This is a genomic window from Massilimicrobiota sp. An142, assembly GCF_002160725.1.
GTDB classification, from domain to species: domain Bacteria; phylum Bacillota_I; class Bacilli_A; order Erysipelotrichales; family Coprobacillaceae; genus Allocoprobacillus; species Allocoprobacillus merdigallinarum.
On sequence record NZ_NFLD01000090.1, the window covers coordinates 1 to 836 of the forward strand.

Genomic DNA, 836 nt, shown 5'->3' on the forward strand with positions numbered 1-836 from the left:
TAGATGAGTCTTTGAATTCGCATTTTGAACCAGGTTTTATGGTCTAAGTGTTGTGGGTACCACATCACATGAAATTTATTTGAAAGGATGGTTTTTATGAAATTAGTTGGTATTGATATCGGAAAGCACAAGCATTTCGTCAGCATCGTTGACAAGTTGACTGGTGAAGTTATTCTTCAGCCTGTCGCTTTCTCTAATAATGCTCAGGGTTTTGAATTCCTTATCTCTCAGATCGCTCTCTATCCTGTTGATAGCGTTCTTATCGGTATGGAAGATACTGGTCATTATCATTTCGCTTTATTGCGCTTTCTTTTACAGAAGAACTACAGCGTCGCTTTGATCAATCCTAAAACTACCGATCTCAATCGTAGAATGGATGGTGGCATCACTAAAAACGATAAACTTGATACTCTTAATATATGCGATATATTAAGCTCAAACAAACTCAAGAAACCTTATCGGTTGACGTCATCTAAGAAATTTGACCTTTATGAACAGAAGCAGCTGACTAGGTTGCATCATTCCCTCAAGGAACAGATCAATGTTCTTTCCAATCGTCTGCAGAAATGCATAGATCTTGTTTTTCCTGAATATAACTCACTTTTTAAATCCAAGTACGGAAAAGTCTATATGTCTATTCTTAAACAGTTTGGCAGTGCAAAGGCCATTGCACAGGCTGACATCAGAACTTTACGCAAATGCTTTGATATTACCGGCAGAGGCAATCGCATTTCTCTGACTGCTGAAAAGCTAAAGGAAAGTGCAAAAACATCTGTTGGCATTTCTTCGTTGGCAGATGAAATGCAGATCAAACATCTAATAGCTCATATCGAACT

The 836-nt window shown here is 37.9% G+C and carries 1 protein-coding gene; it reads left to right on the plus strand.

All coding sequences use genetic code 11. From position 1 onward, the window contains the following. Positions 1-96: 96 nt before the first annotated feature. On the plus strand, positions 97-836 hold a 740-nt coding region (locus B5E87_RS14815), incomplete at its 3' end, for an IS110 family transposase (RefSeq protein ID WP_158095640.1).